Origin of the sequence: Solidesulfovibrio sp. C21 (assembly GCF_047785625.1) — a bacterium.
In the GTDB taxonomy this organism is placed as follows: domain Bacteria; phylum Desulfobacterota; class Desulfovibrionia; order Desulfovibrionales; family Desulfovibrionaceae; genus Solidesulfovibrio.
This window is the reverse complement of the sequence record NZ_JBLODY010000039.1, coordinates 24,924-37,886: the sequence shown is the minus strand read 5'-3', so window position 1 is coordinate 37,886 and position 12,963 is coordinate 24,924. Positions and strand designations below refer to the sequence as shown.

The window sequence follows — 12,963 nt, the reverse complement described above, 5'->3', positions numbered from 1 at the left end:
CCACAAACGCCTGAAGTTGGGATAACTCTTGTCTTGCCATGTTGGTCTCCTCGCCTCGTTTGTGCCCTTGGAGCACGTTCACTGGCACTATCAGCCAGTTTGAGGGTCGAGGCCAACATGGTATTTGAAAAGGGGGTCTGGGGGAAAACTTTTCTTCAGAAAAGTTTTCCCCCAGTCTCTTCTACCAATCTACCAACGGCGTCCCAGGGCTTCCGCCCAGACGGGGCTGACCAGGGCGTGAAACGACGCGCCGACCTGGTCGGCCGGGATGCGCTCTCCGGCGAGTTCCACGTCGCGCATGTAAAAAAGGCGCGCCGGCATCGGGCCGGCGTCGCCGGCAAAGGCGTTTTCCGGAGCCAGCCGCAGCCAATTCCGCCCCGCCCTGTCCGAGCCCCAGACCGCTTCGGGCAAAAAGACCGCATGGTCGAGGCGACTGCCCAAGGCGGTAAAAAGGGCACCGCTGATGGCCGTAAACGGCTCCTTGTAGAGCCGGCGGCCGCACGACGGCAGGGTTTCGTTGGTCACGCAGGCGATATTCCCTTGCGGAACGTCGTTGTAGATTGCGGATGTGGTCGCATCGCCACTGACCACCCGCCCCACTCCCAGCGTGGCCAGCAGCGCATCGGCCCGGCCCGCCACCTGGAGCAGATGTTCCACGCCCCAAAGACGGGGCGCGGCATGGCCATGGCGTCTGGCCAGCAGATATTGGCCAAGAAGCAAAATGCCCGTGCCGGTGCCGAGGTCCAGGCCGGCAAACGCCCCTGCCCCGGGCGCGAGGTCGCGCCGCAACAGCGCGTCGAGCAGATGTACGGTCTTGGGGATGTCGAAAAGCATTTGCAGGGCGAAGCCGTGATGCAACAGCACCCGGCGCAAGGCATCCTGCCCCGCCAGAGCCCGGCAACCGCCCCGGCGACGGGCGAACCGGCCGGCGAGCAATGTGGCGTCTTCCAGGGAAACCACCTCGTCGAGCCGCTCAGGATGGACGTAGGCATGGGCGTAGGCCAGGCACAGGCTGGCCAGTCCCTCGGCCGTGACAGGCGTCTGCGTCCGGCCAAGACGCTCGATATGCCCGGCCAGGGAATCCACCACAAAAATATCTTCGGCCATGACCGGCCCGGGCGGCGGCTCGCGCTCCAGAAGCCGCAACACTGCGGCCCGCAGCTCATCCATGGTGGTCATGCATTTGAAAAGAAAGGAACCGGGGGAAAACCTTTCTGAAGAAAGGTTCTTCCCCCGGGCCCCCTTTCCAAAGACTTTTCCCAGGAGAAAGAAGCGGTGACACCCTTTCGAAAGGGAAAAATTGAGGAAAGGGAGAGCGCGAGAGGGAAGAACCCTTTTCAAAGGGTTTCCCCTCTCGCACCCTCTTCATGCTCCCCTTAATATTGATAAAGCGCATCGAAGCAAGTGTAGGTGTCGTCGAAGCCGTTCTGGTAGCAGACCTGGGCCGCGTCATCGATATAGCGCACGTCGTCCATGGGGATGCGGTACTGCTTGCCCGCGATCCACATACGGTACAGGCGGTTTTGGCTATCGAGCACGAGCGGCGGATCGGCGTAGAAGGTCTTGTTGTCGTTAAGCTCGACGAGATAGGTGTGCCGGGCGCAGCCGGAGCAGAAAAGGACCGACAGGGCAAGGCAGGCAAGCAACAGGCACATGGCGCGCATGGGGCCTCCCCGCGCCGTCCGGGCGCGTGCTGATGGTTCCTGGGGCGGACGTTCTTCCCGCTTGCCCGCGTTTAAAAAGGCGTCGCCCGACTTAGGGAGAAACGGGTTGGCGCGTCTGGCCGCCGCTGCCCGCCTCCGGAAAGAGCTTCGCCGCCTGGCGGAAATAGGTTGCGGCCGCCGCGATATCCCGGCGGGCCTGGGTAAGCTCCACTGAAACGGGCAGGTCGCCCACGTTTTTTTCCGTGAGTCCCATCCACTCCAGCTCCTTGTCCAGCTTGCCGGCAATGATGCCGAGTCCGGTGTGGATAAGCCCGCCCATCCGGTCCACATCGGCGGGACAGGCGGTGTCGAGCTGGTTGTAGACGAAGATCATGTCGCCGGCATTGAGGAAGATCTCCCAGCAGGCGGACAACGAGGCGCGAAGGGCCAGCACGTCCTTGATGCGCTCGGTGTTGCCCTCCTTGACCAGCGACGTGTAATAATCCGTGACCTTGAGCAGATGGTCGTAGATTTTCGCGCTCTGGCCCGAGAAAAAGGCGGAAAAGGCCCTGGTGTCGACCTTGGCCGCCAGGGCCTGCCCCGGCTCCAGGGGCAGGGCCAGACCGGCCAACACAAGGACGGTCATGAAAAGGCGCATGAAGCGGCCGGTCGGCCGCGGCGAAAAACAGGCGTGCATCGGCGTTCGTGGCGGGCGCAGCCGCCGCCGGTTCGAATCAGTTCTCGTTGTCGGCCATGCCATTGAGCGGCGCCAGGGCGGCCTTGGCCTGCAGCCCCGTCACCTGGGCCGTACTCAGGCGTTCGGCGCTGGCATCACGCAGTTTGATGGCCCGGTCCTTGTATTTTTCGCCGAGCGAGGAGGAAGCGGCGGCCAACGTCGCGTAATAATACGCGTTGGCATCGCTTGCCGGCACGCCGGCATAGCCACGGCTGTACACGTCGGCCAGGACATACCGGGCGTAGCCGAAGCCGGCATCCGAGGCCTGGGTCAGCCAGGCAAGGCCCTGGCGGAAATCCTGGGCCACGCGGTCGCCGTTTAAATAGGCCACTCCCACCTCGCACTGCGCCCTGGGGTCGCCGGTGCGGGCCTTGGCCAGCATATCGGCAAAGGTAGGCCGGGCGTCGACTTCCGCGGCCTGGGGCGCCTCGGCCGTGTTTCGGGCCGAAGCGGCCACGGGACAACATACCACGGCAAGCAAGAGGGCCGCGGCACAGGCGGACAAACGTCTTCCAAAACGGACGCGATCGGGCATGAACATCTCCTTTGAAACGCGGCCGCACCATGGGCACGGCCGCGTCATCGCGTCAAAGAACTACTTCTTGAGCCAGCTCATCATGTCACGCAGCTTGGCTCCCACCTTCTCCACCGGATGGTCGGCGTTGAGGCGGCGCATGGACAGGAAATGCGCCCGGCCGGACATGTTCTCCACGATGAATTCCTTGGCGAACGTGCCGTCCTGGATTTCCCGCAGCACCCGCTTCATCTCCTTGCGCGTCTCGTCGGTGACGATGCGCGGGCCGCGGGTGTAGTCGCCGTATTCGGCGGTGTCGCTGATGGAATAGCGCATGCGGGACAGGCCGCCCTCGTAGATCAGGTCCACGATAAGCTTCATTTCGTGCATGCACTCGAAGTAGGCGCTCTCGGGCTCGTACCCGGCTTCCACCAGGGTGTCGAAGCCGGCCTTCATGAGTTCGGCCACACCACCGCACAACACGGCCTGTTCCCCGAAAAGGTCGGTCTCGGTCTCTTCGCGGTAGGTCGTGGTGAGCACGCCGCTACGGGTGCCGCCGATGCCCTTGGCGTAGGCCAGGGCCAACTCCAACGCCTTGCCGCTGGCGTTCTGATGCACGGCCACCAGGCAGGGCACGCCGCCACCCTCGGTGTAGACGCGGCGCACCAGATGGCCCGGACCCTTGGGCGCGATCATGGTCACGTCCACGTCGGCCGGGGGCACGATCTGCTGATAGTGGATGTTGAAGCCGTGGGCGAACATGAGCATCTTGCCGGCCTTGAGGTTCGGCAGGATGTCTTTCTCGTACAGCGACCGCTGGGTCTGGTCCGGGACCAGGATCATGATGACGTCCGCGGCCGCGGCAGCCTCGGCGGCGGACATGGGAACGAATCCGTGCTCCTTGGCCAGATCCCAGTTGGGCCCGCCGGGACGCTGGCCGATAACCACCTTGACGCCGGAATCGCGCAGATTCTGGGCATGGGCGTGCCCCTGGCTGCCGTAGCCGATGATGGCGACGGTCTTGTCCGCCAGCAGGGAAAGGTCGGCGTCCTGGTCGTAATAAATCTTCATTGTAGCTCCTTTTTTATTCCTGCATGCCGCGCCGCATGGCCACGGCGCCGGTGCGGGCGATTTCCTTGATGCCGAAACGCTGCAACAGGTTGATCAGCGCGCCGAGCTTGTCCTGGGTTCCCGTAACCTCTAGGATGAGCTCGTCGAGGCTCACATCCACCACCTTGCAGCGGAAGATGTCCACGATGCGCAGCACTTCTGCCCGCTTGGCGCCCTCGGCGTCCACCCGCAGCAGCATCATTTCGCGTTCCACGGACTTGACGTCGGTCAGGTCCACGACCTTGAGCGTGGTGACGAGTTTTCGCAACTGCTTGATGATCTGTTCCACGATGGCTTCGTCGCCTTCGGTGGTGATGGTCATCATGGAAAGCCCCTCAGTCAGGGTCGGAGCCACGTTGAGCGTTTCGATGTTGTAGCCGCGACCGCTGAAAAGCCCGGCCACCCTGGAGAGCACCCCGGGTTCGTCTTCGACCAGAATGGAAAGAATGTGGCGCATGGGCGGCTCCTAGACGAGAATCATCTCGGTTATGGACTTGCCGGCCGGGACCATGGGCGCAACGTTTTCCTCGCGATCGATGACGACGTCCACGATGACGGTCTTGGGCAGGGCGAAGGCCTCGATCAGCACGGATTCGACTTGCCCCGGGTCGGACACGCGGAAGCCGGCCGCGCCATATGCCTCGGCCAGCTTGACGAAGTCCGGGGCCACGTCGAGGCAGGTGGAGCAGTAGTTTTTCGCGTAGAAAAGCTCCTGCCACTGGCGAACCATGCCGAGGTAGCCGTTATTCAGGATGACAATCTTGACCGGCAGGCCGTAGCAGACGGCCGTGGCCAGCTCCTGGATGCACATCTGGATGGAGCCGTCGCCGGCCACGTCGATGACGAGGCGGTCGGGAAAGGCGACCTGGGCTCCGATGGCGGCCGGGAAGCCGAAGCCCATGGTGCCGAGCCCGCCGGAACTGATAAACGACCGCGGCCGGATGAATTGGTAGAACTGGGCGGCCCACATCTGGTGCTGGCCGACCTCGGTGGTGATGATGGCCTCGCCCTTGGTCAGCCGGGAAATGGTCTCCACCACGTACTGCGGCTTGATGACGTCCGTGCCCTGCTCGTAAGCCAACGGCTTTTCCTGCTTCCAGCTTGCCAGACGGGCGAGCCAGGGAGTGTCGCTGACCGGAGCGGCAGAGACGTCGGGAACATCGGCCTCCAGCGACTGGCGCAGCGCCATGAGGAAGCTCTTGCAGTCGGCCACCACCGGAATGCCAACGGCCACGTTTTTCTGGATCGAGGTGGGGTCGATGTCGATGTGCACGATCTTGGCGTTCTTGGCGAATTCGCTGAGCTTGCCCGTGACCCGGTCGTCGAAGCGGCTGCCCACGGCCAGGATCAGGTCGGCGCCGCTTATGGCCATGTTGGCGGCGTAGGTGCCGTGCATGCCGAGCATGCCGAGCCACAGCGGATCGTCGGCCGGAAAGCAGCCCAGGGCCATGAGCGTGGCCGTGACCGGGATGCGGAAGGTGCGGGCCAGCCACGTCAGATCCTCCGAGGCATTGGAGGCGATGACGCCGCCGCCGGCGTAGATGATGGGCTTTTTGGCCCGGCGCACCACGTCCGCAACCTTGGCCACCTGCTTGGGGTTGGGGGCGTAGGTGGGGTTGTAGCTGCGCATCTTGATCTGCTTGGGGTAATTGTAGACGCACTTGGCCTGCTGCACGTCCTTGGGCAGGTCGATGAGCACGGGTCCCGGCCGTCCGGTCGCGGCCAGATAGAAGGCCTCCTTGATGACCTTGGGCAGGTCGCGCACGTCCTTGACCAGGAAATTGTGCTTGGTGCAGGGACGCGTGATGCCGACGATGTCCACTTCCTGGAAGGCGTCGTTACCGATAAGGGGGGTCGGGACCTGGCCGGTGATGATGACCACCGGCACAGAGTCCATATAGGCGGTGGCAATGCCGGTTACGGCATTGGTGGCTCCGGGGCCCGAGGTCACCAGGCATACGCCTACCCTGCCCGTGGCCCGGGCATAACCGTCCGCGGCGTGGATGGCTCCCTGCTCATGGCGCGCCAGCACGTGTTGCAGCAGGGGGTAGTTGGGAAGCTGGTCGTAAATGTCGATGACCGCTCCTCCAGGGAAGCCGAAAACGACTTCCACGTCCTCGCGGCGCAAGGATTCGAGGAGGATCTGGGCCCCGGTGAGTTCCATGTCTACTGGTCCTCCGCCTTGCGGTATTTTCTGAGGAGCGTGTCGATGCGAGTCTTTCCGGACAGCTTTTTCTTCTTGATTTCCTTAAGCTCGGTTTCTTCAGCGGGATTCAGGAAGGGTTTGCCTTCCATCTTATTCAGGATCTTCTCGAACGCGATATGCTCCTCGTACAGGCTTTTGAGTTCCGGGTCCGCCTCGCCGTACTTGGCAATGAGATCCAGATCGCGTTGGTCCATGGCAAAGACTCCTTGTTGACGGTTCTAGTCACATCCCGTCTCGGTCGCGATGGACCAGTCGGGTTCGGACTCGGCGATGATACGCACAATCTTCTTCCGGGATTTTTCCCCGGACACGATACGGACCTGCCTGGGGCGCACCCCGAAGCACTCTGCCAGAAACGCGGTCAACGCGGTATTGGCCCGACCCTCGACGGCCTTGGCCCGCAGCCGCACCCGCAGCCTGTCCTCGGCCAGTCCGGCCAGGGCATCCCGACTGCCGCCGGGAGTGACGGCCACCCGCAGCGTCCAGCCGCCCTCCCCGTCCGCCGCGGCGAAGACGGGCATCGCCGGGGACGCGGTCCGGATCTTCGTTGACGCGGCCATATCAGAACCCCTCCGCCGTCGGGCCGAAGGCCGTCGCCACGCGCACAGACGCCCCGACCGATGGACGGACCGCATTGCGCCGGCTGTTTCCGGACTGGCTGAAGGAAAACATCCGATTCGTTACGCTTCGCGTCTCAACGATCACGGCTATTGCGCCCGGACTGCAGGCGGCCTTCGGCAGGCCGCCCGGTTGGCGTCATTTGGGGCATAGGCACGCGCATGCGCGAACTCCGGCTCCGTGATTACATACGCCCCAGGCCGATGCCGCCCAGCCGCATCAGGGTGGGCACCAGGAACCACTGCAGAAACTGCACGGCCAGGATGGCCACAATGGGCGAAAGGTCGAAACCGCCTATGGACAGAAAGGGCAGCCAGCGCCGAAGGCGGTAGAATACCGGATCGGTCATGGCCCGCAGGAATCGGACAATGGGATTGTACGGATCGGGACGTACCCAGGACATGAGCGCGGCGATCACGATAATCCAGAAGTAGAGGGAGAGGACGATGTCCAGAACCCTGGCCACCGCAACCAAAAAATATCCAATGATATCCATGTATCTTCCTTTCGCATGCAGCGCTTACGCAAACGCGCCGTAACGTAAAAATGGCACAGCGGCGGCCATTAATCAAGACAAATCCCGCCAGCCAAGGCCCAGCGGGGCCTGCCGGCCCGGCCGCCGGTCCTTTCGCCCCGGAAAAAACGCGCCGCGACACCTTGGGCCCCGGTGCGAATCCGGGACGCCATGGCCCTGCCCTCGCCTGGGAAAACCAGCGTTTTCCAGGGAAAAAAACAGGACCTTGAAAATGACTTCTCTGTCTGGGCAACGCGAGGCTATGCGTCCTTGGTTTCCGACTCTCCGGCAAGACAGCCGCGCAGGGTGTCGAAGTCCGGGATGTACATGACCGCGGACAGCGCCGGGTTCTTGTACGACCAGAAGGGCACGGCCGCCGCCCTGGCCGAGCGCTCGTCCAGGGCCGAGTCGCCGATGTAGGCCACGGATTCGGCCGGAAGCTTCCAGGCGTCGAGGATCGTGAACACCCCCTCGGGATCGGGCTTGGGTCGCTTGAGCCGGCCGGCGCTGACGACCGGGGCGAAGTACTGGTCGATCTCGAAGTGCCGCAACAGGATTTCGACGGTGTTGGTGCGGTTGGTGTGCACGGCCATGCGCACTTCCCGCTTGGCCAGGGCCTCCAGCAGTTCGACCAGGCCGTCCTCCAGGTAGATAAAAGGAAAGATGTCCTCGGCATAGTCGAGGTTGCGCTGGACTTCCAGGGCTTCCTCCAGGCGGTCGGCCGGAATGATGCGGGCCATGCATTCCTTGACGGAATGCATGTGCACATAGTCTTCCTCTTCCGGCGTGAGTGACAGCATGCCGACGCCCTCGCGGATGAGGTTGTAGTACATGCGGTTGGCGTCGCGGGAATCGACCAGCACGCCGTCGCAGTCGAAGATGACGCCCCGAACCCGTTCGAGAAAAGCCGGGGGGGACTTGGTATCGCACACGTACACCGGGCGCTCCTTAAGGTTTTGGGATGATGATGGTCCGGGGAACATCGAGCCAGGGGGCCTCGGGATCGGGACGGGTGTTGCCGCGAAGCCGCCAGCCGGGAAGCGTTGCCGCGAGCATCGGCGTTTCGGGCCCGCCCTGGGGAAAGAGCGCGGTCAATTCCCCGGCGCACACGGGGGCGAAGGGCAATCCGGCATCGAGAAGGCTGTCGGCGATCTCGGGATCGGCGATGAAAAGCCCGGCTCCTTCCGGCGCGATGGCCCAGAAAGGCGGCAACAGCTGTCGCCAGGGCGGCCGGAACTCTTCGGCCAGGGCGGCCTGGGCGGGGATGCCCGTGGCCGCCAGGGCGGCAATCAGCTCCTCGTCGGCGTCGTCCTCGGTCATTCCCAGGCTTTCGGCCATGGCCGTGGCGAAACGCGCGTCGCATTCGCCCGCGTCGACAAGGTCGAGCAGGCTTTCCTCGATCCGGTAGGCCAGGCACAGGGCCAGCTGGGCGGCGCGGAGCCGGCGGGCGGTCACGCGTTCAGGGTGCATATGGTCTTCGAGTTCCTCCCGGGCGGCAAAGGACGTGTCGGCGAAAAAATGTCCCGAGCCGTAGCCGGCGAGCAAGGCCAGATCCTTGGGGTCCCTCACTTCCCGGCGCAACCGGTCGCATTCGCGCAGGCAACCGTCGAGTTCCTCGGCGCGAAGCGGCAACACGGCCGGCCGCAGCCGCGCCTCGTCCGCCTCGCCAAGGCCGGGATCGAGCAGCCGCACGCCGACGGGAAGGTCCCCGGTCAGGCCGGGATGCAGTCCGGGGAAAAAGAGCAGGCCGTTCATGGGCAATCCTTTCTTTACGGCGTTAGGGGGCTTGGCGTTTGAAAAAGCGCCGACACCGGCCCGGGCAGGCCGGCAGGGCGAGCAGGCACAGTTCACCGGCTGCATTGGCGCAATCCGGGAACGAAGTCGTATCACCGGGCAGGTAATCCCGACAAGAGCCCTCTCTGACCAGGGTTTCCGGAAAACGGCTCCGCCAGGCCCGCCCGGCCTGCTCCTCGGTCAAGCCCATGGCCTCGGCCCGAACCAGGAATTCGTCGAAGGCATGGCCAAGGCGCATAAGGACCCGGCAGCGAAATCCCTGATCGAGGCCGGGGTTCACGTGTTCCTCGTAGAGGCAGCGGCCGACCAGGTAATGCCGGCAGCCAAGACCCGTCAGGCATGTCACCACGGCCGACATGACGGTTTCTCCATGCGGGCCGGGCTTTCTTGACCTGCCCCTGGGCGGCGTGTATAGCCTCGGCCAACCCACTCGCGGAGGCATGACATGTTTGGAATCGGATTTCCGGAGCTTATCATCATTCTGGTCATCGTGCTCATCATTTTCGGAGCCAACAAGCTTCCCGAGATCGGAGCCGGCATGGGCAAGGCCATTAAGAATTTCAAGAAGGCCACCAACGAGCCGGACGAAATCGATGTGACCCCGGGCAAGGGCAAGGACGACGCCGACAAGAAATAGCCTGGGCCAGGATTGCCGACAAGGCCCCGGAAGCATGCCTTCCGGGGCCTTTTTTTATGGAGCATCGACCTTTTGTCCGGCCAGGGCCAGGATGGCCCGGGCCAGGGCATCGGCCACGGCCTGGCGTTTTTCCGGCACGGCCAGGGCGGCGGCGTCTTGCGGATGGGACAGGAAACCGGCCTCCACGAGCACGGCCGGGGCATCGGCAGCGGCCAGAAGCGCAAAAGGTCCCGAGCCGCCCCCGGCCACGGGAAGCGGCGACGCGCCCTGGCGCAAGGCGGCGGTCAGTTCCCTGGCCAGACGCACCCCAGCCGCCATGCGTCCGCTACCGGCGGTGCGCCGGGCAGCCGTAAGGAAAATGTCCTGCCCGGCCCGGCTTGCCTCGGCTGGTCGGCGTCCCCGCCCCCTTCCCTCCACCCGGGCGACTTCCCCGGCCAGGGCATCGGACGGCGTGGGCGAATAGGCATACACCGCGATCCCGGCCGCCTCGGGACGAGGCACGCGGGCGGCATGCAGGGAGAGGAGCATATCCGCACCGTAAAAGCCGGCCAGGGAGCCCCGCGCCCAGTCGGGCAGGGACACATCGGCCGTGCGCGAAAGCGACAAGGCCACCCGTTGCGGGGAAGCGGCCAGAATCCGGGCCAGACGCAAGGCGATATCGAGCGTCACGTCGGATTCGCGAAGCCCATCCCCCGGCGTGCCGACATCCATCCCGCCATGGCCCGCATCGATGAGCAGGCGCAGAGGCGTGTTCCGCGCCTCCCCTGCCGTCGGATGGCTGAGCGCCTCCCGCTCGGCCTTGGCCGCCTTGTCCATGGCCATGGCACGCCGGGGCGGCGTATCGCCGGGCTTGTCGCCGCCCGGCGGCAACGGGAACTGGCTTATGGTCTCGACCATGATCCGCGACAGCGTGTCCTCTGGGTTGAGGCGCACGGCCAGGGTGAAATGGGCCAGAGCCGTGCGCGCATCGCCGCGTTGGAAATAGGTCCGCCCGAGCAGGGCCTGGACGCGATCGTTTCGCGGGTCCTTGGCCGTAGCCTCGTCAAGCAGGGACAGGGCCTTGTCCGTATCGCCGGATTCCAAAGCATCCTGGGCGCTTCGAGCCAGTTCGTCGGACGACGCGGCCCGGGAGATGCCCGGCACACCGACCACGAGGAGTCCCGACAGGCCCAAAAGGCGCAGGATTTGCCGACGGTTCATGCCGTCCCCCCTTCAAGCCAGCGCCCGGCCGCTTCGCACACCCCGGCCGTATCGCCGGGCGCAAACCAGCGCACCTCCGGCTCCTTGCGAAACCAGGTCATCTGGCGCTTGGCGTAGGCCCGGGTGTTGGCCAACCATTTGGCCTTGGCTTCCTCCAGGCTGCACGCGCCGGAGAGGTAGCCGACGATCTCCGGGCCGCCGATGCCGGTAAGTCCCGGCGCGTCGGGCCGATAGCGCGTAAGCGCCCCGCGTACTTCCTCCACCGCGCCCTCGCGCGCCATGGCCTCGATGCGGCGGGCCAGACGCGGCGTCAGCGCGTCCAGAGGGAGGGACAGGCCGATGACGAGCGCGTCATACTCCGGCGCATCCGGATCGCCGGCGGCCTGCCAGTCGGACAGGGCCCGGCCGGTTGCGGCATGCACTTCCAGGGCCCGGGTCACGCGCTGGCGGTCGGCCGGGGCGATACGGGCGGCGGCGACCGGGTCCACGGCGGCCAGAGCCTCGTGCATGGCCCGCCCCCCTGCGGCGTCGTAACGGGCGGCGACTGCGGCGCGAACGGCCGGCGGCACGGGCGGAATGGGGGCCAGCCCGCCGCGAATGGCCCGGAAATAGAGCCCGGTGCCGCCGACGAGCAGCGGGAGCAGGCCGCGCGTGGCGATGGAGGCGACCACTACCCTGGCGCGTTTGGCGAAGGAGCCGGCATTGACGGCCGTGTCGAGCGGCGTGTCGCCGTAGAGGAAATGGGGACACCTGCCCTGCTCTGCGGCCGTTGGCTGGGCGGTCAGCACCGAAAGCCCGGCGTAGACCTGCCGGGAGTCGACGTTGACCACGGCCCCGCCGTAAGCCTCGGCCAGGGCCAAGGCCACGGCTGTCTTGCCCGTGCCCGTGGCTCCGAGCAGGCAGACGATGCGCGTCGCCGCCACGTTCACGCTCCCTTTTTGGGATCGGCCAGGCCGTATTTTTCCCGCATCCGTTCCCGCACCAGTTCCGGGACCATGCCGCGTATCTCGCCGCCGTGCTTGCAGACTTCCTTGACGATGGTGGAACTGATGTAGAGCCACTTGTAGTCGGTCATGATGAAGACGGTTTCGATGCTGCGGTCGAGCTTGCGGTTCATGAGCGCCATCTGGAACTCGAATTCGAAATCGGATACGGCCCGCATGCCCCGCAGGATGACATTGGCCCGACGGCGCTTGACGTAGTCCACGAGCAGGCCGTTAAACCCCTCCACCATGACGGAGGCGTCATGGTCGAACACCGCGTCGGCAATGGCCACGCGTTCGTCGAGGGAAAAAAGCGGCGTTTTGTGGGAGTCGCCGGCCACGGCCACGATAATCGCTCCGAAAACCTTGGCCGCCCGGCGCACCAGGGACACGTGCCCGTTGGTCAGGGGGTCGAAGGTTCCGGGGTAGACGGCGATGCAGTTTTGTGTGGCGTCCATAGGATGATCCTCGTTTGACCGTAAGTCCGGTCGGTCAGGCAGGCGAGCGACTCCGGGACGTCCGCGGGAGCAAGACGCGCGCCGGCCTCGATTTCCGCCGCGATGACCCCGTCCGGGGCCAGCAGGCCGCTTCCGACAAGGGCGGCCAGGGTTGGCGGGAGCAGGTCGTGGCCATAGGGCGGGTCGATGGCCACGATATCGAATTGCGCTCCGGCAAGCCGGGGGAGTGCCCGGGCCACGTCCGCCTCCACGACCCTGGCCGCATCGGGACCAAGGCCCAGGCCGCGCAGGTTCTCGCGCAGCATCTTGGCCACGGCCGGATTCTTCTCCACGAAAAGGCCGTATCCCGCGCCGCGTGAGAGGGCCTCGATGCCAACACTTCCGGCCCCGGCGAAGAGATCCAGTACCCGGGCGCCGGGAAAAAGCGCCTCCCGGGCCGCCAGCATGGAAAAAAGCGCCTCCCGCACCCGGCCCGTGGCCGGCCGCAGCCCCAGGGCGTCCACGACCTTGATGCGCCGTCCGCCGAAACGGCCGGCAATGACCCGCATGC

18 protein-coding genes are annotated in these 12,963 nt (G+C 65.1%); 1 reads left to right on the top strand and 17 read right to left on the bottom strand.

Annotated features, from left to right (window positions below):
- Positions 1 to 189 precede the first annotated feature (189 nt).
- The 13 genes from ACMZ6R_RS12665 to ACMZ6R_RS12605 form a co-directional block, all read right to left on the bottom strand.
- Complete coding sequence (locus ACMZ6R_RS12665; protein WP_416111965.1) at positions 190 to 1,170, bottom strand: hypothetical protein; 981 nt, start codon at positions 1,168 to 1,170, stop codon at positions 190 to 192.
- Positions 1,171 to 1,376: 206 nt separating this feature from the next.
- Complete coding sequence (locus tag ACMZ6R_RS12660; protein WP_416111963.1) at positions 1,377 to 1,664, bottom strand: hypothetical protein; 288 nt, start codon at positions 1,662 to 1,664, stop codon at positions 1,377 to 1,379.
- A gap of 91 nt (positions 1,665 to 1,755) precedes the next feature.
- On the bottom strand, positions 1,756 to 2,340 hold the full coding sequence (locus tag ACMZ6R_RS12655) for a hypothetical protein (protein WP_416111961.1): 585 nt from the start codon (positions 2,338 to 2,340) through the stop codon (positions 1,756 to 1,758).
- Between the two features lie 37 nt (positions 2,341 to 2,377).
- Complete coding sequence (locus ACMZ6R_RS12650) at positions 2,378 to 2,914, bottom strand: hypothetical protein (protein WP_416111959.1); 537 nt, start codon at positions 2,912 to 2,914, stop codon at positions 2,378 to 2,380.
- A 60-nt stretch (positions 2,915 to 2,974) separates the two neighbouring features.
- Positions 2,975 to 3,964 carry a ketol-acid reductoisomerase gene (gene ilvC, locus ACMZ6R_RS12645; RefSeq protein WP_416111957.1) on the bottom strand — a complete coding sequence of 330 codons (990 nt, stop codon included), beginning with the start codon at positions 3,962 to 3,964 and terminating at the stop codon, positions 2,975 to 2,977.
- Positions 3,965 to 3,977: 13 nt separating this feature from the next.
- Positions 3,978 to 4,460: an acetolactate synthase small subunit gene (gene ilvN, locus ACMZ6R_RS12640; RefSeq protein ID WP_416111955.1), complete on the bottom strand. Its 483-nt coding sequence runs from the start codon at positions 4,458 to 4,460 to the stop codon at positions 3,978 to 3,980.
- A gap of 9 nt (positions 4,461 to 4,469) precedes the next feature.
- Positions 4,470 to 6,167 carry a biosynthetic-type acetolactate synthase large subunit gene (ilvB, locus tag ACMZ6R_RS12635; protein WP_416111953.1) on the bottom strand — a complete coding sequence of 566 codons (1,698 nt, stop codon included), beginning with the start codon at positions 6,165 to 6,167 and terminating at the stop codon, positions 4,470 to 4,472.
- A gap of 2 nt (positions 6,168 to 6,169) precedes the next feature.
- Positions 6,170 to 6,403 (bottom strand): DUF465 domain-containing protein, encoded by a 234-nt coding sequence (locus ACMZ6R_RS12630; RefSeq protein WP_416111951.1) that lies wholly within the window; start codon positions 6,401 to 6,403, stop codon positions 6,170 to 6,172.
- 24 nt (positions 6,404 to 6,427) lie between these two features.
- The gene (locus tag ACMZ6R_RS12625; protein ID WP_416111949.1) at positions 6,428 to 6,769 is read right to left on the bottom strand and encodes a DUF167 domain-containing protein; all 342 of its coding nucleotides are present in this window, start codon (positions 6,767 to 6,769) and stop codon (positions 6,428 to 6,430) included.
- A 242-nt stretch (positions 6,770 to 7,011) separates the two neighbouring features.
- A complete protein-coding gene (locus tag ACMZ6R_RS12620) occupies positions 7,012 to 7,323 on the bottom strand; it encodes a YggT family protein (protein ID WP_416111947.1) in 312 nt (103 codons plus the stop codon).
- Positions 7,324 to 7,601: 278 nt separating this feature from the next.
- Entirely contained in the window at positions 7,602 to 8,279 is a 678-nt protein-coding gene (locus ACMZ6R_RS12615; protein ID WP_416111945.1) for an HAD family hydrolase, read from the bottom strand.
- A gap of 10 nt (positions 8,280 to 8,289) precedes the next feature.
- Complete coding sequence (locus ACMZ6R_RS12610; protein WP_416111943.1) at positions 8,290 to 9,096, bottom strand: hypothetical protein; 807 nt, start codon at positions 9,094 to 9,096, stop codon at positions 8,290 to 8,292.
- 22 nt (positions 9,097 to 9,118) lie between these two features.
- Positions 9,119 to 9,493, bottom strand: coding sequence for a hypothetical protein (locus ACMZ6R_RS12605; protein WP_416111941.1), 375 nt, complete (start codon positions 9,491 to 9,493; stop codon positions 9,119 to 9,121).
- Positions 9,494 to 9,580: 87 nt separating this feature from the next.
- On the opposite strand from ACMZ6R_RS12605, the gene ACMZ6R_RS12600 reads away from it, so the two are divergent.
- A complete protein-coding gene (locus ACMZ6R_RS12600; protein WP_416111939.1) occupies positions 9,581 to 9,772 on the top strand; it encodes a twin-arginine translocase TatA/TatE family subunit in 192 nt (63 codons plus the stop codon).
- Between the two features lie 54 nt (positions 9,773 to 9,826).
- Here ACMZ6R_RS12600 and ACMZ6R_RS12595 read toward each other — a convergent pair whose 3' ends face one another.
- The 4 genes from ACMZ6R_RS12595 to rsmD are packed head-to-tail and all read right to left on the bottom strand — an operon-like array spanning position 9,827 to position 12,961.
- Positions 9,827 to 10,972, bottom strand: coding sequence for an N-acetylmuramoyl-L-alanine amidase (locus tag ACMZ6R_RS12595; RefSeq protein WP_416111937.1), 1,146 nt, complete (start codon positions 10,970 to 10,972; stop codon positions 9,827 to 9,829).
- The gene (gene miaA, locus ACMZ6R_RS12590; protein WP_416111935.1) at positions 10,969 to 11,895 is read right to left on the bottom strand and encodes a tRNA (adenosine(37)-N6)-dimethylallyltransferase MiaA; all 927 of its coding nucleotides are present in this window, start codon (positions 11,893 to 11,895) and stop codon (positions 10,969 to 10,971) included. Before miaA ends, ACMZ6R_RS12595 begins: the two co-directional genes overlap by 4 nt.
- Before the next feature lie 2 nt (positions 11,896 to 11,897).
- The gene (gene coaD / locus ACMZ6R_RS12585; RefSeq protein WP_416111933.1) at positions 11,898 to 12,413 is read right to left on the bottom strand and encodes a pantetheine-phosphate adenylyltransferase; all 516 of its coding nucleotides are present in this window, start codon (positions 12,411 to 12,413) and stop codon (positions 11,898 to 11,900) included.
- Positions 12,359 to 12,961, bottom strand: a complete 603-nt coding sequence (gene rsmD, locus ACMZ6R_RS12580) for a 16S rRNA (guanine(966)-N(2))-methyltransferase RsmD (protein ID WP_416111931.1) — start codon at positions 12,959 to 12,961, stop codon at positions 12,359 to 12,361. The genes coaD and rsmD overlap by 55 nt, the downstream gene beginning before the upstream one ends.
- Between the last annotated feature and the right edge of the window lie 2 nt (positions 12,962 to 12,963).